The 19,270-nt window shown below is 45.7% G+C and carries 18 protein-coding genes; 6 read left to right on the top strand and 12 right to left on the bottom strand.

Features of this window, described 5'->3' with window-relative positions:
- Positions 1–52: 52 nt before the first annotated feature.
- Positions 53–307: a hypothetical protein gene (locus R7093_RS08255; RefSeq protein ID WP_086047535.1), complete on the bottom strand. Its 255-nt coding sequence runs from the start codon at positions 305–307 to the stop codon at positions 53–55.
- A 166-nt stretch (positions 308–473) separates the two neighbouring features.
- Here R7093_RS08255 and R7093_RS08250 point away from each other — a divergent pair, with 166 nt between their 5' ends.
- Complete coding sequence (locus R7093_RS08250; RefSeq protein WP_054576155.1) at positions 474–839, top strand: DUF6559 family protein; 366 nt, start codon at positions 474–476, stop codon at positions 837–839.
- 137 nt (positions 840–976) lie between these two features.
- A complete protein-coding gene (locus R7093_RS08245) occupies positions 977–2,011 on the top strand; it encodes a PotD/PotF family extracellular solute-binding protein (RefSeq protein ID WP_047102765.1) in 1,035 nt (344 codons plus the stop codon).
- Positions 2,012–2,117: 106 nt separating this feature from the next.
- Here R7093_RS08245 and tyrS read toward each other — a convergent pair whose 3' ends face one another.
- From tyrS to ppsA, 4 genes are all read right to left on the bottom strand, one after another.
- Positions 2,118–3,377 (bottom strand): tyrosine--tRNA ligase, encoded by a 1,260-nt coding sequence (tyrS, locus tag R7093_RS08240; protein ID WP_054577720.1) that lies wholly within the window; start codon positions 3,375–3,377, stop codon positions 2,118–2,120.
- 81 nt (positions 3,378–3,458) lie between these two features.
- Positions 3,459–4,265, bottom strand: coding sequence for a response regulator transcription factor (locus R7093_RS08235; protein ID WP_021707696.1), 807 nt, complete (start codon positions 4,263–4,265; stop codon positions 3,459–3,461).
- A gap of 193 nt (positions 4,266–4,458) precedes the next feature.
- The gene (locus tag R7093_RS08230) at positions 4,459–5,238 is read right to left on the bottom strand and encodes a hypothetical protein (RefSeq protein ID WP_005373824.1); all 780 of its coding nucleotides are present in this window, start codon (positions 5,236–5,238) and stop codon (positions 4,459–4,461) included.
- A 170-nt stretch (positions 5,239–5,408) separates the two neighbouring features.
- Positions 5,409–7,781, bottom strand: a complete 2,373-nt coding sequence (gene ppsA, locus R7093_RS08225; protein ID WP_318146604.1) for a phosphoenolpyruvate synthase — start codon at positions 7,779–7,781, stop codon at positions 5,409–5,411.
- A gap of 251 nt (positions 7,782–8,032) precedes the next feature.
- On the opposite strand from ppsA, the gene R7093_RS08220 reads away from it, so the two are divergent.
- Entirely contained in the window at positions 8,033–8,869 is an 837-nt protein-coding gene (locus R7093_RS08220) for a pyruvate, water dikinase regulatory protein (protein WP_318146603.1), read from the top strand.
- 76 nt (positions 8,870–8,945) lie between these two features.
- Here R7093_RS08220 and ansB read toward each other — a convergent pair whose 3' ends face one another.
- Both ansB and R7093_RS08210 read right to left on the bottom strand, forming a co-directional pair.
- A complete protein-coding gene (gene ansB / locus R7093_RS08215; protein WP_053304594.1) occupies positions 8,946–10,010 on the bottom strand; it encodes an L-asparaginase 2 in 1,065 nt (354 codons plus the stop codon).
- A gap of 370 nt (positions 10,011–10,380) precedes the next feature.
- A complete protein-coding gene (locus tag R7093_RS08210; RefSeq protein WP_158155762.1) occupies positions 10,381–11,637 on the bottom strand; it encodes an adenylosuccinate synthase in 1,257 nt (418 codons plus the stop codon).
- A 105-nt stretch (positions 11,638–11,742) separates the two neighbouring features.
- Between R7093_RS08210 and R7093_RS08205 the strand changes: the two genes are divergently transcribed.
- The 3 genes from R7093_RS08205 (at position 11,743) to R7093_RS08195 (ending at position 13,716) form a co-directional block, all read left to right on the top strand.
- On the top strand, positions 11,743–12,612 hold the full coding sequence (locus R7093_RS08205; RefSeq protein WP_062731066.1) for a LysR family transcriptional regulator: 870 nt from the start codon (positions 11,743–11,745) through the stop codon (positions 12,610–12,612).
- Positions 12,613–12,631: 19 nt separating this feature from the next.
- Positions 12,632–13,024: a ribosome recycling factor family protein gene (locus R7093_RS08200; RefSeq protein ID WP_017819813.1), complete on the top strand. Its 393-nt coding sequence runs from the start codon at positions 12,632–12,634 to the stop codon at positions 13,022–13,024.
- A gap of 77 nt (positions 13,025–13,101) precedes the next feature.
- On the top strand, positions 13,102–13,716 hold the full coding sequence (locus R7093_RS08195; RefSeq protein ID WP_017633575.1) for a LysE family translocator: 615 nt from the start codon (positions 13,102–13,104) through the stop codon (positions 13,714–13,716).
- A gap of 92 nt (positions 13,717–13,808) precedes the next feature.
- Here R7093_RS08195 and R7093_RS08190 read toward each other — a convergent pair whose 3' ends face one another.
- The 5 genes from R7093_RS08190 to doeB all read right to left on the bottom strand — a co-directional run bounded on the left by R7093_RS08190 (position 13,809) and on the right by doeB (position 19,234).
- Positions 13,809–14,330, bottom strand: coding sequence for a DUF2058 domain-containing protein (locus R7093_RS08190; protein ID WP_033906326.1), 522 nt, complete (start codon positions 14,328–14,330; stop codon positions 13,809–13,811).
- A gap of 172 nt (positions 14,331–14,502) precedes the next feature.
- Complete coding sequence (locus R7093_RS08185; protein WP_318146602.1) at positions 14,503–15,906, bottom strand: aspartate aminotransferase family protein; 1,404 nt, start codon at positions 15,904–15,906, stop codon at positions 14,503–14,505.
- Positions 15,907–15,947: 41 nt separating this feature from the next.
- On the bottom strand, positions 15,948–17,468 hold the full coding sequence (locus R7093_RS08180) for an NAD-dependent succinate-semialdehyde dehydrogenase (protein WP_318146601.1): 1,521 nt from the start codon (positions 17,466–17,468) through the stop codon (positions 15,948–15,950).
- A gap of 155 nt (positions 17,469–17,623) precedes the next feature.
- A complete protein-coding gene (locus R7093_RS08175; RefSeq protein ID WP_005387046.1) occupies positions 17,624–18,103 on the bottom strand; it encodes an Lrp/AsnC family transcriptional regulator in 480 nt (159 codons plus the stop codon).
- A 123-nt stretch (positions 18,104–18,226) separates the two neighbouring features.
- The gene (doeB, locus tag R7093_RS08170; RefSeq protein WP_318146600.1) at positions 18,227–19,234 is read right to left on the bottom strand and encodes a N(2)-acetyl-L-2,4-diaminobutanoate deacetylase DoeB; all 1,008 of its coding nucleotides are present in this window, start codon (positions 19,232–19,234) and stop codon (positions 18,227–18,229) included.
- Positions 19,235–19,270: the final 36 nt, after the last annotated feature.

Genomic DNA, 19,270 nt, shown 5'->3' with positions numbered 1-19,270 from the left:
TCCCTTTTTAGTTACCAAGTATCCGTTATTAAGCTCAGGTTGAGACAGAAGTTTATTTAAGTTTCTGATGGACCCGATAGCTAACGACAAAGCCAATGTAGAATAGTGCAGCAAGAGTAATCACTGCCGTCGCGTACGCCAGCAGGCTGTTTAACCCTAAACCAAAAGCCAAAGTGAAGGCGATACCATGAATGGCTTCCGCAGGGATTCGGTACCAAGCAGAGTGGACGGAAGATCCGAAGAGGATAAAGGTATTAAGTAAGACAATCGTGCCGCCTATAAAGCCGACCCATCTGCTGTTGTTCATGTTGCAGTCTCAGGGGTTACCGAGGTAACGTAACAAAATATTTCAGGATCGTATTATACAACCGATCATCGCGAAAAGCGCTAGAGAAATTTCGCGGATAAAACAGAGTGTTTTAATTCGAACAGAAGAATACGACATAGCCAACTTAATACAGGAATAACAAAACATGTTGAGATTTATACAACGTCGCCGCATTAAGAAAGTGATTAAGCTAATGAGTACCAGATTGATAGTGGGATACGGCAGTCGTGAGTACTTTTCGGTTGGTCAGGTAAAGACGAGCACCAGCGAGTTAAGCTTAAGCGCGTGCCAACAAAAAATTGCGTTGGCGTTGTATGCGAATCCGCAAGATCTTGATTTGGAAAACCAACCAGAATTGCAAGCAATACGCTCAGACGTGGCGCATGATTTCTTTTCTGGTGCCGATTATACCGCTCAAGATGTGCTTAATTTACTCGGCTCTGGTGGCTGGAAAGGCGGTCGAATGGAAGATGGAATGTCTCATCATTTTGGTATGCACAGTCGATATTAAAAACATGCGTTAATTTTATAAATTCGATAAATATTTTTGCTGTTAAAGATTAATTAAATTTTCTTTCAATTGGGTAATAATTACCTAATTATGCACCCGAATCCCAGCGCGTCGCTGGACTGGTTGGATCGCATACCATGAAATTAATCATCAAAGGATTGGGGCTGAGTGCTCTTGTGCTCAGCATGTTTGCTCATGCAGATAGCAAAACGTTGAACGTTTATGCATGGGGTGGCTATTTGCCGGAAGCATCGTTAAAAGCGTTTGAAAAACAAGAAGGCGTTACGATTAATTATTCGACCTTTGAGAATAATGAATCAATGTATACCAAGCTAAAATTGCTAAAAGGTTCTGGTTACGATGTGGTTTTTGCTTCTGCGTACTTCATTGAAAAAATGGGGCGAGAAGGGCTGCTTTCGAAAATAGATCACGCTCAAGTGCCAAACATGCAAGACACAATGGACGGTTTACTTGGCCAAGCGCACGATCCTAAAAATGATTACTCGCTGCCTTATATTTGGGGCATTACCGGGATCAGCTACAACGAATCCATGGTTGAGCAACCAGTGACCAAATGGGCAGACTTATGGGAGTCTCAATACGAACAACAAGTCATGTTGATTGATGACGTCCGCGACGTGTTCGGTATGGCGCTGAAGAAAAATGGCCATAGCGTGAATACAAAAGACGAAGCTGAAATCGAGCAGGCTTTTGATTCTCTAGTAGCGCTGAAAAACAACGTATTACTGTACAACTCAGATGCGCCGCAAGTCCCTTACGTGTCCGGTGAAACATCGGTCGGCATGCAATGGAACGGCAACGCATTCCAAGGACAGGTTGAAATGCCTGAGCTGAAGTTCGTGATGCCGGAAGAGGGCGCGGTATTGTGGATGGACAACTTCACTATTCCGTCTGGCAGTAAAAACAAAGCATTGGCGCATAAATTTATTAACTTCATGTACCAATCAGAGAACCAAGCGGAAATCGTGACCAGTTTGGGTTATGCGTCGGCAACGAACGCTGGGCGTGACAAATTGCCAGAAGAGTTGAAAAATAACCGTACTATTTTCCCTTCATCAGAAGACATGAAAAAAGGCGAGTTTATTAATGATGTTGGCGCAGAAACGTTAGCGATTTACGAAAAGTACTGGCAACGTTTAAGAACGCAATAAGCAACGCCTTTGCCTATTGTTAGGCTTAAAATCGTTCAAATTTGAATTCCCCTCATCACGAAAGCGGTGAGGGGAATTTTTTATGGGCTTTGTACTGCGAGTGTTACTACGCGGCACGCTTCACGAGGCAGAAGTGCTTTTTACCGCGTTGCAGTAACCAATATTGATCAAACAGTGGGAAGCTCAAACTTGGGTTATCAGCCGACACTTTTTCACCGTTTACACTGATGGCGTTGTTGCTGATGTGTTCGCGTGCAACACGCTTCGAACTTGCTAAACCCGACTCAATCAACAGCTCAACCAAATCTTGTTGTGCGCTCTCAATGCTTGGTAAACCATCCAACTCCAATTGTTTTAATTCACCCAAACTCAGTTGTTGCACATTACCGCTGAATAAAGCTTGAGTGATGCGCTCGGCGCTAGCTAGGCCTTCTTCGCCATGAACAAATCGCGTCATTTCCTCAGCGAGGATACGTTGTGCTTGTGGCTTACCTTGGCTTGCTTGGTCTTGCGCTTCAATGCTGGCAATTTCTTCGCAGCTCAAGAATGTGTAGTAACGCAAGAAGTGGTAAACGTCTGCGTCTTCTGCGCCAAGCCAGAACTGGTAGAACGCGTAAGGAGAGGTTTTGCTAGGATCTAGCCATACTGCACCGCCTTCGGTTTTGCCAAATTTGGTACCATCGGATTTGGTGATCAGCGGCAGAGTTAAGCCAAATACTTGCTCACCATTTTGACGGCGAGTTAAATCGATCCCGCTGACGATGTTTCCCCATTGGTCATTGCCACCGATTTGCAAACGGCAACCGTATCGACGGTTTAGCTCGGCAAAATCGTACGATTGCAGTAGGGCGTAGCTAAATTCGGTGAAGGAGATACCTTGGTCAGGTCGTTGCAGGCGTTGTTTTACCGATTCTCGGTTGACCATAGTATTGATCGAGAAGTGCTTACCCACATCGCGGAAGAAGTCGATCACATTGATCGCTTTCATCCAGTCAGCGTTGTTCACCATGATCATCGGCTTGGTCAGTTGGTGGTTCATCAACTGCTGAATTTGATTAGAAAGATCGTTAACCCAGCCTGAGACGATTTCCTCTGAGTTCAGACTGCGCTCAGTCGCTTTAAAGCTTGGGTCGCCAATCATGCCCGTTGCACCGCCAATCAAGGCAACAGCTTGGTGTCCGGCATCTTGAAAGCGCTTAAGCATAATCAAAGGCACGAGGTGGCCGATATGCAAGCTGCCAGCTGTAGGATCGAAGCCGCAGTAAACGGTTTGTGGCTGTGAGAGAAGTGTCTGAATTTCTTCCAAATCGCTGGCTTGTGCAATCAAGCCACGATCTTGTAAATCTTGCAGTAATGGTGTCGTCATTCTTTTTGTCTGTCTTAGTGGTTGTTACATTTAGACTAAAACGCGACACCTTTTCTCGATATATCCCTTAAGGGACAGTTTTTATCTTGAATGGAGAATGAGGTGATTGAGGAAAAGCTGGAATAACTCACTCAATGAAGACACATTTAATTGCGAGTAAATTCGCTTTCGATGATTTTTGACCGTGCCTTGAACTAAGTGTAACCGCGCGGCAATTTCTTTGGTGTCAAACCCTTGAGCGAGAAGCGAAGCCACCTCTTGTTCGCGACGGGTGAGTGATTCTACGCCAAACGTTGCTAAAGCTTGCTCAATGGCTAATCGCATACTGCCAGAATAAGCACTCTGTGCAAAAACAGGCTCAGAAAAGGTAAATTCCGTTTGTTTCCAATGCTGCTGACAAAGCGACTGAATTATCGGGAAATAGGGCTTTAGCTTATTGATTTGTTGCTGAGAAAAGTATTTTCCATCAGTCATATATCCGAAGTACAGCATGACCCAACGGCCAGATTCAACTTCGACTAGCATGCTAAGCTCGTCTTTCCACCCTGTTTGATGATAGAACTGCTCGCAGTATGAGGTGAAGTCAACGCCTTTACGCGCCACGTCTTTGAGCGTAAATACGCCTTGTTGCTTTGTCTCGTTTAGTTTGAGAAAAAAAGGGTCATTTTGAAATGAGTCAGTAAGGTAGCGTTGAAAAAGTAACTCTCGCTCGTTCTCAATTGAGTCGTAGAGATAAATAGGATGTTTACCTTCTCGGTAACCTAAAATAACTGCGCAATCAAAATGAAAAAGAGTGCGAATGACACGCATAAGTTTAGGAGTAAAGTTAGGCGTGTTAAGAGCAGAAATTGCTTCTGCTAGCAGATTATTAAAGTTATTGTCAGGCATGGGATACCGAATTGCAGGTGGTTTTGCGCAAGCATAACCAAAAGCAATCCAACGAGAAAGGGAAGTCGCCATCTTCTGGTGACTTCCATAGAGAAAGTTGCGTAAGTGCTCAGTTTTGAGGAATCATATCCCCGTTAACTTATTGATAAGGGTGCATAACAACGGTTTTATTTAAGCAATTAGTTGCTATGCATTACTGCGAGTTAGTGAGCTCTTCGTTAACCCAGTATTTAGAACCAGACACGTTAGCATCGATGAGTAAACCTTTAGCGTTCAACTGATAGACGGCGACGCCGCTGTTAAATTGTTTTGAAAGTTGCTCTGAATCTTCGCCCGCAACAGCAGAGGCTTCACTTGTGGCCTCCCATCCTTCGTTGACGAACGTATCAAAATCTTCTTTGCTCTCAAACAGAACCACTTGTTGGTAAAATTTGCCGCCAGCCCCAAGTGCAACGCCCAAACCAAACATATTCATATAAGTGCGTTCTTCTGTTTCCTTATTCACTGCGACTCCTGACCCTGAGTTGGTGTGAAACAGCAAAGATAATTTACGAGAATCAAAGACCGCGTAGCCGTACGCGTTGTCGTAAATAGCTTTTGCCTCCGGCTTTTCATTAAATAACTTGAGCAAAGCGCTATCTGCCATTAAGTCCACGGCTTGGCGAGCTTCTTCTGGCGTATCGCCTTCCATCAGCTCATCAATTTTTTTGTCGGCAGCATCTATCCATTCTTTGCTTTTCTCGATGCTGGCTTCTGTCCATTCGCCTGCGGTATTGATCGCTTCCTCGGACCAGTTCGTGAAATCTTGCCACGCTTGTTTTGAAAACGCTTTGGTATCGTCCCAAGCATCTTGTGCAGTATCAGAAACTGCGTCGCCAAGCTCAGACATTTTATTGGAAATTTCATCCCAATCGGCATAAGCAGGGGATGCCAGGAGCATCAATGTAGTAAGGAGTGCGATAGGCTTTTTCATCAAATTCTCTCTGGAGTTATCGATATACCATTCATTTTAGGTCATCAGACTTTGATAATGAAATTGACTAAATGACGAACTTGAGAGAGGAATCACGAACTGATTGTGAAATGACGTGTGAATAACAAAGCCCTCACAAGGGGAGTGTGAGGGCTAGAGTTTATCGTGTGTTACTTGCTGCTAACTTTACCGAGTTTTAACCAAGTATCGATAACCGTATCTGGGTTTAGTGATACAGAGCTAATACCTTGATCCATTAGCCATTCCGCTAAGTCGTCGTGGTCTGATGGGCCTTGACCACAAATACCAACGTATTTGCCTGCTTTTGTTGCTGCATCAATCGCCATCTGAAGCATCACCTTAACCGCTGGGTTACGCTCATCAAATAGATGTGCAACATCGCCAGAGTCACGGTCAAGACCAAGCGTTAGCTGAGTCATGTCGTTTGAGCCAATCGAGAAGCCATCAAAGTACTTTAAGAACTCATCGGCAAGGACCGCGTTGGATGGCAGTTCGCACATCATGATGACTTTAAGGCCCTGATCGCCACGGCGCAGATCAAACTTCGCTAGCAAATCAATCACTGATGCTGCTTCGCTTGGTGTACGAACAAATGGGATCATGATTTCAACGTTTTTCAGACCCATTTCGTTACGAACGCGTTTGATTGCTTGAGTTTCTAACTCGAAGCAGTCTTCAAACACTGGAGAAATGTAACGAGACGCGCCACGGAAGCCAAGCATTGGGTTTTCTTCATGCGGTTCGTATGCTTTACCGCCAACCAAGTTGCTGTATTCGTTAGACTTAAAGTCAGACATACGAACAATAACGCGTTTCGGCCAAAATGCCGCAGCAATGGTTGCGATACCTTCTGTCAGTTTGCTTACGTAGAAATCGATAGGATCTTTGTAACCACGAATACGCTGAGTGATTTCTGTTTTTAGCTCATCGCTTTGTGCATCAAAGTTAAGTAATGCTTTCGGGTGGATACCAATCATCTTATTGATGATGAATTCAAGGCGCGCAAGACCAACACCTTCATTTGGAATTTGTGCGAAGTCAAACGCGCGATCAGGGTTACCCACGTTCATCATCACTTTTGTTGGTAGCAGTGGCAGTTCATCAACAGAAGAGCGTTTTACATCAAACTCAAGTTCACCTTGGTAAACGTAGCCCGTTTCACCTTCAGAACAAGATACGGTCACGGTTGCACCATCGGTTAACTTGCTTGTCGCATCGCCACAGCCAACGATTGCAGGAATACCAAGCTCACGAGCGATGATGGCAGCGTGGCAAGTACGGCCACCACGGTTGGTTACGATTGCAGATGCTTTTTTCATCACTGGTTCCCAATCTGGGTCAGTCATGTCTGTAACTAGCACGTCACCTTCTTGGACTAAAGACATTTGGTCCAGAGAGTCAACCAAGCGAACCACGCCTTTACCGATGCGCTGACCGATTGCACGACCTTCAACCAAAACATCTGCTTTGTTTTGTAGCTCGTAGCGCTCAATCACGTTTTGTTCCGTTTGTGAACATACGGTTTCAGGACGCGCTTGAACAATGTACAGCTTGCCATCAATACCATCTTTTGCCCATTCAATGTCCATTGGACGCTGATAGTGCTTTTCGATGATCATTGCTTGTTTTGCGAGCTCTTTGATCTCGTCGTCGTTCAATGAGAACGTGTTGCGTTCTTCATCAGAAGTATCAACGATATCAACTTGTTTGCCGATTTCTTGGTTATCTGAGTAGATCATTTTGATCAACTTAGAACCAAATGTTTTCTTAACGATTGGGTGTTCGCCTACTTCAAGCATTGGCTTGTGAACGTAGAACTCGTCAGGGTTTACTGCACCTTGAACGACCATCTCGCCTAGACCCCATGAAGAGGTGATGAAGACAACTTGGTCGAAACCCGATTCAGTGTCTAGTGTAAACATAACACCCGACGAGGCTTTATCTGAACGCACCATACGTTGGATACCCGCAGATAGCGAAATGCCACGGTGGTCGAACCCTTGGTGAACGCGGTAAGAAATCGCACGGTCGTTAAATAGAGAAGCGTAAACGTGCTTAGTTGCTTCTAGTACTGCGTCGATGCCTTTCACGTTCAAAAACGTTTCTTGCTGACCAGCAAAAGAAGCATCAGGTAGGTCTTCTGCCGTAGCAGATGAACGAACTGCGACTGAAAGCTCAGGATTGCCTTCGATCAGTTCTTGGTAATTTTCACGAATTTCTTGTTCAAGGTCCGCAGGGAAAGGGGCCTCTAATACCCATTGACGAATGTTTGCACCTGTCTTACGCAGAGCTTCTACATCTTCAACGTCTAGTTCATCGAGTAATTGGTGAATACGCTCATCCAAACCTTCGTGGTCAAGGAATTGGTTAAACGCGTATGAGGTTGTCGCAAAACCATTTGGTACAGAAACGCCTGCGTTTGCTAGGTTAGAAACCATTTCGCCAAGTGAAGCATTCTTACCGCCGACTTTGTCGACATCATCCATGGATAGGCCATTGAACCAGAGGGTGTTCTTTTGCATGTCTTTCTCCAGAAACATTGCAGCTTAGTAGGGGGACTTAAATCGATCTAAACAATCGCATGTTGGCTGTTATTACACGTTGACCATACATTGCTTCATTCAGATTGATATCAAAGGCAAACGATTACGTTCTGGCTGAAAAAAATTCAAACGAATTTTTAAAGCTGTGGTGAACCTAACTGAAAGCCAAACTGATTTATTAATATTATGTGTACCATCCTACTCAAAAGATTTTGAAAAATTAAACAGAAATGCAAATAAATAACCAAAGTCGTGATGTGTTCTATGTTTCTGACGGTACGGCGATAACATGTGAGACATTAGGGCATGTTGTTCTCGGTCAATTTCCGTTCATTCCTAACGAAAAAACCTTTCCGTTTGTTGAAAGCCAGGACAAAGCTACTGACGTAGTCAAAGAAATTGAAACTTCCTACCAGCGCAATGGCGTCAAACCTCTGGTCTTTTTCTCAATTGTCGTTCCAGAAGTACGTGAAATGCTGCTTGAAGCGCCAGCATACAGTTACGATGTGTTGGAGAGTATTGTGCAGAAAGTGCAAGACGACATTCAGATGGCACCAAAGCCTAAGTTGCAGCGTTCTCGCAGCGTGGGGAAAGATTCCGACACCTATTTTGACCGTATTGCGGCTATTGAATACACATTGGCGCATGATGATGGCATCACACTAAAAGGGTTGGATCAAGCTGATATCATCTTACTTGGCGTGTCGCGTAGTGGAAAAACGCCGACTAGCTTGTATATGGCGATGCAATTTGGTTTACGTGTTGTGAACTATCCGTTCATTGCGGAAGATGTGAAGATGATGCGTTTGTTGCCTGAATTTGAGATCCATCGTCATAAGTTGTTTGGGCTGACGATCGATCCCGAGCGCTTGACTGAAATCCGTGAGAATCGTTTGTCTGGAAGTGATTACGCTAGCACAGAGCAGTGCAAGCTGGAGCTAGACACTGTTGAGGCTTTGTTTAGAAGAGAGGCGATCCCATATATCAATACGTCCTCTCTGTCTGTTGAGGAAATTACTACGCGTATTCTGGAAAAAGCAGGAATGAAGCGTCGCTTGTTTGGCTAACAAGAGACGCTCATGTCGCCATGTGTAAGAGGAGGTAAGGTGTGTACCTCCTCTATCGAATGAACCTTAGACAGAATTAATAGTATTGGAACATCTTTTGGATGTCTTGATAGTTTTTGGTCTGAGTTAGTGACAGCATCAGTAAGATACGTGCTTTTTGTGGGTTCAATGTACCAGCGGCAACAAAGCCGTATTTTTCGTCATCAATTTCAGCATCCAAAGTGGTTGAGCCGCTAGGCGTTCGGGAGCTTCTTACAACAACAACGCCATCTTTACTCGCTTTCTCTAGCTCATCAAACACAGTGTGGTACAAGTTACCATTACCGACACCAGCACTTACGATGCCGTCAAACTTCGCATCCACAAAGGCTTTCACTGGCAAATTGGAGGCATTTGCATAGTTATAAACAATACCGACCTTAGGCAACTTAGTAAGCTTTGATACATCGAATGGGGTTTCTGTCGTATGTTTACGCTCTGGGCTTCGTTGATATTTGGCATCGCTATTATGAATGTAGCCGATAGCACCAAAGTTGGGTGACTGGAAAGTGCTGACGGAGGTTGTATTGGTTTTTGTCACATCTCGCGCATCGAAAATCGTGTCATTCATTGCGACTAGCACGCCACGTCCTTCTGAATCTTCATCGGTGGCTGTTACGACTGCATTGTATAAGTTGACTGGTCCATCAGCACTCATTGCGGTGGAAGGACGCATTGCACCAACGATCACGACAGGCTTTTTGCTCTTGACGGTCAGATCAAGGAAGTAAGCGGTTTCCTCTAACGTATCCGTACCATGAGTAATGACGATGCCGTCAACATCATCTTGAGCGAGTAGCTCATTAACTCTTTTCGATAATTTTAGCCACACTTCATCATTCATATCTTGTGAACCGATACTGACCACTTGCTCTCCAGAAATATCGGCAATGTTGGTCATACTCGGCACCGCAGAAATCAATGATTCAACGCCGACTTTACCTGCTGTGTAGTTTGACTCGGTTGCAGATTGACCTGCGCCTGCTATGGTGCCGCCAGTGGCAAGAATTTTAATGTTCGGAAGATCGGATTGCGCGAAAGACAAAGAACTAAGGCACAAACCAAGGGTTATCGTACTGAGGCGGAAAAGATTTTTCGTCATGGGAATCACCTGCTGTTAGGTTGGATGTTGGGGAACTCATCTATCCTAAAAACAGCGGGTTAGATTTTTTGAGTACTAGTTCAACAAATTGCAGATGAAGATCGTGATCAACTAATCACTTAAAGAATATCAAATCAACCAGTTAACCTAATTGACGTGCTTCTTTAACAAGTGAGATGTGCTAGTAACGTGCACAACGTGTTAAGCCCTATAATTTATTGATTTATAAATAAAGGCGGTAGGAGTCTCGTGATGAGGTTACTAAATATGAATTTAGCCGTGTAATTTTCCAAAGTTTACAGTGTAAAAAAAAGCGGCTTTACCCCGGAACAGATAAAAGCCGCTTGCCAATGATGTGTTAATTCACATCTTATCGCATAATCATTTGTTCACGACCAGGACCCACAGACACCATTTTTACTGGTACGCCCATGAGTTCCTCAATGCGTAGAACGTATTTCTGTGCTGCTACTGGAAGCTCTTCAAACTTACGACAACCTGTGATGTCCTCGCTCCAGCTTTCCATCTTTTCGTAGATTGGCGCAAGAGAGGCAGTTTGAGGCCAGATTGGGTTTTCGCTATGGTCGCCTTCGTAGCCAACACAGATTTTTAGATCTTTAAGACCTGTCAGACAGTCTACTTTGGTCAGTGCGATTTCAGTTGCGGCTTGCAGTTCAACGCCATTCTTCGTAGCGACTGCGTCGAAGTAGCCCATGTCGCGTGGACGACCCGTAGTTGCACCGAACTCGCCAGCAAGTTCGCGGAAAGCGTCTTGCTCTTCCATTGCAGTGATCAACGTACCAGTACCCACTGATGAGCTGAAGGCTTTTGCAACCGCAATAACGCGTTCAGGACGAAGTGCCGGAAGGCCACTACCGATACCCGCGTACATTGATACAACGTTAGAAGATGTTGTCCAAGGGTACTCACCGTAAACAAGGTCACGACCCGCGCCAAGCTGCGCTTCGAACAATAGAGTTTTGTCTTTCGCTTGTAGTTCTTTTAGAGGAAGCGTTACGTTGCAAATTGAATCGCGCCAAGGTGCAGAGACTTCTAGCAGCCAGTTCGCCAGTTCTTCAGCGGTTTGTTCAAACTCGAACGTCGGGTAAAGTGCACGCAGTTGCGGCAGTTTCCAATCCATCATGAATTGAAGGCGTTCAACCAATACTTCTGGTTGCTTCAACCAACCAACTAGGATGCCTTTCTTCATTACGCGGTCACCGTAAGCAGGTGCAATACCTTGACGAGTTGAACCGTATGCTTTGTCGCCTAAACGTTGTTCTTCTAGCGTATCTTCTAGTGCGTGTAGAGGTAGACACAGTGTTGCGCGATCAGAGATGCACATATTCACTTTTACGCCCGCTTCTTCAACTTCCGCAATCTCCTGAGACAGCAACGCAGGGCTGATAACCATACCCGGACCTAACACTGCCAAACAGTCTGGGTTGAATACGCCACTTGGTAGCTGGTGCAGCTTAAACGTACCTAGATCGTTAACCACGGTGTGACCCGCGTTGTTACCACCTTGGAAACGAATGCTCGCAGAAGCTTGCTCTGCCAAAAAGTCAACGATGCGGCCTTTGCCTTCATCACCCCAGTTTGCACCCACAACAACGATAGACGACATAATTTAATCTCCAAAAACAGATGCAAAAATCTTAAGGTGTTCGCCATAATAAGAGAAATTAATTATACTCATTAACTTGATAAGAATCTCATATCGGAATTGGCAATGTTAGATTTGAACTGGCTGCGAACCTTCGTCACTCTTGCAGAGGTAAAACACTTTGGTAAAACAGCGACGGAACTGCACATGACGCAGCCGAACGTAAGTTTGCATATCAAGCAGTTGGAGCAAGCCACGCGCACGAAATTGATTGAGCGAAATCCCGTGCAGTTGACGCAAGCGGGGAAGCGTTTGTTAGCTACGGCGCAGCGGATGCTCAATGAGCTGCAAATTTGTCAGTCAGATCTCAATGCCATCAACGATCTTACGCAGGGGACGCTTTCTATTGCGGCGAGCGATATTGTTTCACGTTTACTGCTTATCAAACCATTTCAGCAATTCAAAAGTGAATATCCGGGGATCGACTTGGCATTGTTCAACACCACATCTTCTCAAGCGGTGGATTTGGTGAAAAGTGCGCGTGCCGATATCGGCTTTGTTATCGCACAAAAAGAGAGTCAACCGCTGCATTTTACGCCTCTCACGCAGATTCACTGGTGTGCGTTTGGCGATAACTTTTTTGAGTGGCAAGACAATGGAAAAGAGAGCCAGACGCTGATCCTGCTAGGGCACGATACTCGAACCCGAGAGCTGATTGATGCGTCTTTACCTGAGCTAAATCTGCCTAAGCATCGCGTGATGGAAGTGGGCAGTGTGGAAGCACAAATCGACTGGGCGGAAGCAGGGTTTGGGACTGCTATTGTGCCGGATTTCTCGCTCGATCCGAGATTAAAGCTTTCCCGAGAAGTTACGCCTTTGCCAAGTTTTCCAAACACTGATTTCGGCTACATCGTGCGTCAAAATCAGGTGTTATCCAAAGCGGCAAAACAGTTGTTGGCTTGGGTTGGCGAGAATGTGTCGGTGGTTGAGGGCTAAGACGATGAAAGAAAAGGCCATGAAAGAGACGAAGATTACGATTTCGCTCCCATCCTTGATTCACCGTATTGGGGGCGACCATGCCAAGCGAGCGAAAACACTCGCAGCAGAAAAACAGTGCGATCTTAAGCGAATTAGACGATCTCGTCACTGGCAAATCTCGGGCGAGGCTTTGGATGTAAAAGCGTTTTTAGAGCATCTCAAAAACGAAGAAGCAGAGACGATGCGATTTGCGATCAACAAAATCGAACAAGCTCTACTTGCTCACCAAGACAAATTGGAACCTTTGGACGTGAAGTTGATACGTTTGGTGAGACAAAACCCAAACATCACCTTAGCGGAGCTGATGGCTGAAACGAACTGCACGTTAGTTCAAGCTCGCACGGCACGATTTGATGCTGAGTTGCTTTAAGATCGGTTTGTGGTTTACTCACTTTATTAACAGATGTTAGGGTACCGATCAAAATCACTCACTAAGACCATTTTATTATGGATATTTGGCAGCTTCTCCTTTTTATTCCAGCTTGCTTCGCTCTAAATATGGCTCCAGGTCCAAACAATTTATTGGCAATGAATAATGCGCGTTGTTACGGCTTTAGGGCCGCGTTTACGGCCAGTTTAGGCAGAATTGCTGCTTTTTCAGCGATGATTGCGTTGTCTGCATCAGGTCTGGCTGTGATTTTGTATACGTCAGAAATGCTATTTTTGGCAATAAAGTTGGTAGGGGCGCTGTATCTACTGTGGATTGCGTTCAACCTTTGGCGCTCAGAGTCCAGCCCGATCTCTGACTTGGACAATTCGCGCAACTACGCAGGACTGGCGAAACAAGAATTTACGCTCGCTGCTGGCAACCCGAAAGCGATACTTATTTTTACTGCATTCTTGCCGCAATTTGTTGATGCCAATGCCAACGTTCAAGAGCAGTTTTTTGCCCTTGGCTCGACGTTTTTGATATTAGAAATGGTCGCCATTTCAATCTATGCCATCTTTGGTTTGTACTTGAGGCACTGGTTTTCAAATCCAAAAATGGCGAAACGTTTCAATCGCGGATGTTCGTTGTTTTTAGCCGCATCAGGTGCGAATTTGCTACTAAGTAAGCAATAACAACACATCATCTCCGTAGATTATTTTTCTATAAAAAGAGCCGCTGATGTTACATCAGCGGCTCTTTTCGTTGATGCATCGATTATTTATTGTTACCACATCAAATCGTCAGGCACGACGAAATCTGCGTATGGATCGTCTTCTGCTGGAATGTCCGATTCAGGTTCTTTTTGTTCGATGATGACGGACTCATCACGTTGAGCAATTTTATTCGCTACTCCACGTGGAATGACAACATAGCTTTCACCAAAAATTGCGATTGCCAAAATACCTTTGATCAACTGCTCGCGGATAAGTGAATCTACATAAAGTGATTTCACTAGCGTACCGTGCGTGAAGTTGTATTTGATGTCGCCATCTTTTAAGTCGATCTTGTTCATCTCAATCAATTGATTGATCTGCGCTTTGATCTCTTTGTTTAATCGCTCAGCATTTTGCTGCTCGCTCAATTGTTTATCACGCTCTAACTGTTGGCGTTTATTCTCTTCAACCGCCGCTTTTACTTCGCGTGCTTGAACGCGTGATTTTTTAGAGCCTTTCTTCGCTTTCTTTAGTTTCTTTTCATTAACTAAGCCAGCTTTCAGCATTTGTTCTTGAAGGGTAAGTTTTGCCATGTTTTATCCAGTTAGTGCGCAATTTTGGGCATTTTACCCACTATTGCCACTTGTAGTAAATAATAGTGCTTTCTATGGGTCTAAAATGTTTGGTTGGCTTGTTATCTCTTTAATGGAAAGTGCAAAGCGGGCCTTCTCCAAAGCCCGCGAGCATTACTGAAATCTAGGTGGGTTATGGCTGCCACTGTTTAGATGTGACGAGGTTATCCATCACTTTGTTTACCGCTTGATGCGCTTTGTCGACAATGGTGTCTATATCGTTGCGATTCGCGATAAGCGGTGGAGCAAAACCGAGGATGTCACCATGTGGCATAGCGCGAGCGATTAAGCCTTGCTCTAAACAGGCCGCCGCGATTTGCGGGCCTACTTTCAAGTTTGGATCAAAGTGTGCTCGGCGAAGCTTGTCTGAAGAAAACTCCAACGCATGCAACAAGCCAACGCCACGAGTATCACCGACTAATGGATGATCGTTAAACGTCTCTGCCATACGTTGCTGCAAGTAAGCGCCGACTTCGGCCGCGTTTTGCACTAAGCCTTCACGTTCAATGATATCGAGGTTGCAGTTCGCGGCTGCCGCCCCCATTGGGTGACCAGAGTAGGTATAACCGTGTCCGATAGCGCCCCATTGGTCGGTGCCGTTTTCTAGCACACTCCAAACTCGTTCACCGACGATCACGCCAGACAGCGGTTGATACGCTGAGGTTAACCCTTTCGCTACCGTGATGAGATCTGGTTTCATGTCGTAATGGAGTGAGCCAAAATCGGAGCCGAGGCGACCAAAGCCACACACCACTTCATCCGCAATCAAGAGCACATCGTATTTGTCGAGCACTTTGCGAATCGCCTGCCAGTACCCTGCTGGTGGTGGCACAATACCGCCAGTACCGAGCACTGGTTCTGCAATCATTGCTGCTACCGTTTCTGGGCCTTCTTCCAAGATCATCGCTTCGAGTTGATCTGCGCAATATTGAGAGAATTCGAGCTCAGACATACTCTCGTCTTCACGGCGATAATAATATGGCGCGATGGTGTGTTTGATACGCTCAAGTGGTAAATCAAAATGGGCGTGGAACAGCGGCAAACCTGTCATTGAACCGGACGCGATACTTGAACCATGGTAGCCGCGGTCACGCGAAATGATTTTTTTCTTCTCTGGTAGACCACGAGCATTGTTGTAATACCACACCAACTTAAGTTGAGTTTCGTTCGCGTCGCTGCCTGACATGCCGTAGTAAACTTTGCTCATGCCTTCAGGCGCAATTTTGATGATGCGATCTGACAGTGTCACGAGCGCTTCGTTCGTATGACCGACGTACGTGTGGTAGTACGCCAGTTCTTTGGCTTGCTCATAAATCGCATCGGCCATTTCGGTCCTGCCATAGCCAATGTTTACACAATACAACCCGGCAAAGCCGTCTATCAGCTCGATGCCTTCTGAATCGGTGATGCGTATTCCGCTTCCGCTCGAGATAATTCTTCCCGGAAGCTCCCCGGCCGCATACTGCTTTAGGTGGGTTGAGGCATGAAATACTCTCTGACGATCGATCTCTAAAAGTTGTTGGGTTTTGTTACTCATGATCCTTCTCCTCGAATAATTGGATATCCATATTTCGTGTCTCAACTGCCACTGACGGTTGGTAAAGCGCCTAAGCAGCAGTATTTGATTTCGCTGTATTCTTCAAATCCGTGACGGCTTCCTTCTCGTCCAAGACCAGACTGTTTCACGCCGCCGAATGGGATAGGGTGCCCTGTCATTTTGACGGAGTTCACGCTCACCATGCCAAACTCCAAACCGCGCATGCAGTGCCAAATTTGGTGAATATCGTGACCATAAACATAGGCAGCTAAGCCGTACTCAGTGTCGTTGCTCATTTCAATCACGGTATCTAAGTCTTGGTAAGGCAATACGCCTGCCACAGGACAAAAATTCTCTTCGCGATACACCGCCATTTCAGGGGTTACATCGGCTAGCAATGTCGGCGCGAAGAAGTTTTCGCCTGGTACGGGCTGGTGGTATCCCGCTACCAATCGCGCGCCTTTGTCGAGCGCGTCACGCACCAAATCATGCGCTTTATCCACCGCAGTGCGATTAATAAGCGGTCCCATGGTGGTTTTTTCGTCTAAGCCATTGCCCAAAACGATGTGGCTCATTTCTTTGGCAAACGCTTCCAAAAACGCTTCGTACTTATCGTCGGGGACGAAAATACGGTTTGCGGCCAAGCAGTCTTGTCCTGCGGTTTGAAACTTCGCATCCACGGCGGCTTTGGCTGCTTGCTCGACATCCATATCTGGCAGCACGATGAAAGGGGCGTTACCACCGAGCTCCATACTGCACTTCTTCACGGTTTGTGCCGCGTCGCGTAGCAATAGTTTGCCTACTCGAGTTGAGCCTGTGAACGAGAGCGCTTTGACTTTATCGGAGTGACACAAGGTTTGTGACACCATCACCGCATCGCCAGTGATCACGTTAAATACACCAGGTGGAAAGCCAGCTCGGTCTGCTAACTCTGCCAACGCTAACGCAGAAAAAGGCGTTTCACTGGCGGGCTTAATGAGCACCGGACAGCCTATTGCTAGTGCGGCTGCGGCTTTGCGTGTGATCATGGCATTAGGAAAGTTCCATGGCGTAATCAGTGCTGCGACACCAATTGGCTCGCGCACCGTTGATAGCTGCGCATTCGGAATATGACTTGGGATGGTTTCGCCATAACAGCGGCGTGATTCTTCGGCAAACCAACGAACAAAGGATGCGCCGTAGTCAATCTCACCTACAGCATCACCTAGTATTTTTCCTTGCTCCATCACCATCAAATGAGCAAGGTCTTGCTTTGATTCTAGAATCAGGTCGTGCCAACGCATGAGAATTTCAGCGCGCTCTTCTGCTTGCATTTTTCGCCATTGACGAAAGGCTTGGTCGGCTTCATCAATCGCTTGATAGAGTTGTTGCTGAGATAGCTTAGTGATGTAACCGATGACCGTGCCATCTGCTGGATTATCCACCGGATGAAATTGATCACCACTTACCCATTTGCCATTCACGTACGCTAAACCTCTCACCAAACGTACGTCTTTCATTATCGCCATCATGTCGTGTGAGGCTTTTAATTCTTCAGTGTGTAAGCTGTGCAGTGCTGCCATGAGTCCTTCTCCCAGCATCGTTGTCCATAATGAAACTGTAATGGAGAAGTGACCGAAATAATTTCTGATACCGAGGTTTAAAACGTCAGAACTTTCTTTTTAGTGCCGTTAAATATGGTGTTTTTTCTGTTCACGCCTGATACGCATTTTCCCTTTTATAACAAAGCGTTTTGGTTTACTTCGAATGTGCCCGCATCACGTTTGATTGTTTTTGTCACAATGTAAGTAAAGTAGCGCTCAATGCCCACATCTGAGTCTAACCAGTTGTCGATAAGCCGCTGATATTGGTCGATATCTTCTGACTGAATTTTAAGGATGTAATCGATACCACCGCCCGTGGCATAGCAATCAGTGACTTCTGGTGAATGTTGAACCAGTTGCTCGAAGCGTTTGAACGCTTGGGCGTTGTGTTCTTTGAGCGTAACTTCAACCATAACCGACGTTCGTTTGAACAAAATATCGGTATTTACTTTTGCTCCGTAACCTTCAATGATGCCTGCTTCTTCCAGTTTTTTGACGCGCTCCCAGCAAGGGCTCACGGATAGGTTGATGGCCTCGGCAAGGTGAGATTTGGTGATACGACCATTATCATGAAGTATTTGTAGAATTTTTACGTCGTAGCGATCGAGGCGCATTATGAGTCTCCCTGTTGAATACTAATCATTTCATAAAGGCTGATGACTGGTCGCTGTTATAAGGTGCTTTCCAGTTTGCTTCTGGTATGCCATTTGTTTTGATTTCTTTAGTTGGCTTTTCAATCAGCCTATCTCGCCGCAGTCTTCGGCTATAACTGCGATAGTGTCACCGATATTCACCATAGCAGGAAAACGACGTGCCGCGAAAATACCATTGCGCTGTGACTTGTACTCAACGGGGGCGGTACCTGTGCGCTCGGTCGAGAAGATTCTCACTAATACATCTCCCTTTTTGACGGTATCGCCAAGATCAAATAAGTATTCTGTGATGCCGTGGTGCTGGCTTTGCACATAACAACTTGCATCAGGCATATCTAATAACTTAGTTGGTTGGGTTGGTTGTTCGTAGTCACCGGGCAAGTTGCCTGAGAAGCGTAAGAAGTTGCGAATGCCACGGTCGGAATAAGCGATGGTTTCTGGAGTGCTGGTTCCGCCTCCTCTTAGTTCGGTGGTAACAAAGATTTTTCCCTGAGACTCCACGGCAGTGTCATACAGGCTGGTGGCGTCCATTTCGAGCAAGATCATGGTGTAAGGTGCGCCAAACAGTTTTGCACCTAATATGCAGGCTTCTTCTTGATCGAGATTGTCGAGACGATGGGCAGCGGCGAACGGCACGATATCTAACGTTTTACCACCTGAGTGAATGTCTAACGCAAAATCGCACTTAGGAACTAGGTAACGAGTAAAATAATCCGCAATTTTCTCGGTCACTGTGCCTATGGGGTTGCCGGGAAAGCTGCGATTTAAATTCCCCTTATCGATAAACGACGTACGTGAGGTATTTTGTACCGCAGGTAAGTTCATCATGGGTACAATAATGACACGACCTTGGATTTGATCTGCCTGAAGCGAGTTCGTCAATTTTAGCAGGCTGGTGATGCCTTCGTATTCGTCTCCGTGATTACCGCCAGTAAGCAGTGCGGTTGGTCCGTGACCATTTTTGATCACGGTGATAGGTATCATAATACTGCCCCAAGCGGAGTCGTCATGTGAATAGGGCAGCGTTAAAAAGCCGTGCTGTACACCTTCTCGGTCAAAGTCTATGGTGGCTGTGATCGAGCTTTTTTGCATATCAAGTCCTTTTAGTTCTCAGACCTGGCTCAACAG

This window comes from Vibrio sp. 1580 (assembly GCF_033340055.1).
This window is presented reverse-complemented; position numbering and strand designations above follow the sequence as displayed.

Excerpts from the sequence above, each read along its gene's own strand:
- R7093_RS08210 (WP_158155762.1), bottom strand. The coding sequence starts at position 11,637 with ATGTCGTCTATCGTTGTTGTGGGTGCAAACTGGGGTGATGAAGGCAAA.
- R7093_RS08195 (WP_017633575.1), top strand. The coding sequence starts at position 13,102 with ATGGATATTTGGCAGCTTCTCCTTTTTATTCCAGCTTGCTTCGCTCTA.
- R7093_RS08175 (WP_005387046.1), bottom strand. The coding sequence starts at position 18,103 with ATGCGCCTCGATCGCTACGACGTAAAAATTCTACAAATACTTCATGAT.
- R7093_RS08250 (WP_054576155.1), top strand. The coding sequence starts at position 474 with ATGTTGAGATTTATACAACGTCGCCGCATTAAGAAAGTGATTAAGCTA.
- R7093_RS08235 (WP_021707696.1), bottom strand. The coding sequence starts at position 4,265 with ATGCCTGACAATAACTTTAATAATCTGCTAGCAGAAGCAATTTCTGCT.
- ppsA (WP_318146604.1), bottom strand. The coding sequence starts at position 7,781 with ATGCAAAAGAACACCCTCTGGTTCAATGGCCTATCCATGGATGATGTC.
- R7093_RS08205 (WP_062731066.1), top strand. The coding sequence starts at position 11,743 with ATGTTAGATTTGAACTGGCTGCGAACCTTCGTCACTCTTGCAGAGGTA.
- doeB (WP_318146600.1), bottom strand. The coding sequence starts at position 19,234 with ATGCAAAAAAGCTCGATCACAGCCACCATAGACTTTGACCGAGAAGGT.
- R7093_RS08230 (WP_005373824.1), bottom strand. The coding sequence starts at position 5,238 with ATGAAAAAGCCTATCGCACTCCTTACTACATTGATGCTCCTGGCATCC.
- R7093_RS08180 (WP_318146601.1), bottom strand. The coding sequence starts at position 17,468 with ATGGCAGCACTGCACAGCTTACACACTGAAGAATTAAAAGCCTCACAC.
- R7093_RS08245 (WP_047102765.1), top strand. The coding sequence starts at position 977 with ATGAAATTAATCATCAAAGGATTGGGGCTGAGTGCTCTTGTGCTCAGC.
- R7093_RS08255 (WP_086047535.1), bottom strand. The coding sequence starts at position 307 with ATGAACAACAGCAGATGGGTCGGCTTTATAGGCGGCACGATTGTCTTA.
- tyrS (WP_054577720.1), bottom strand. The coding sequence starts at position 3,377 with ATGACGACACCATTACTGCAAGATTTACAAGATCGTGGCTTGATTGCA.
- R7093_RS08200 (WP_017819813.1), top strand. The coding sequence starts at position 12,632 with ATGAAAGAGACGAAGATTACGATTTCGCTCCCATCCTTGATTCACCGT.
- ansB (WP_053304594.1), bottom strand. The coding sequence starts at position 10,010 with ATGACGAAAAATCTTTTCCGCCTCAGTACGATAACCCTTGGTTTGTGC.
- R7093_RS08185 (WP_318146602.1), bottom strand. The coding sequence starts at position 15,906 with ATGAGTAACAAAACCCAACAACTTTTAGAGATCGATCGTCAGAGAGTA.
- R7093_RS08220 (WP_318146603.1), top strand. The coding sequence starts at position 8,033 with ATGCAAATAAATAACCAAAGTCGTGATGTGTTCTATGTTTCTGACGGT.
- R7093_RS08190 (WP_033906326.1), bottom strand. The coding sequence starts at position 14,330 with ATGGCAAAACTTACCCTTCAAGAACAAATGCTGAAAGCTGGCTTAGTT.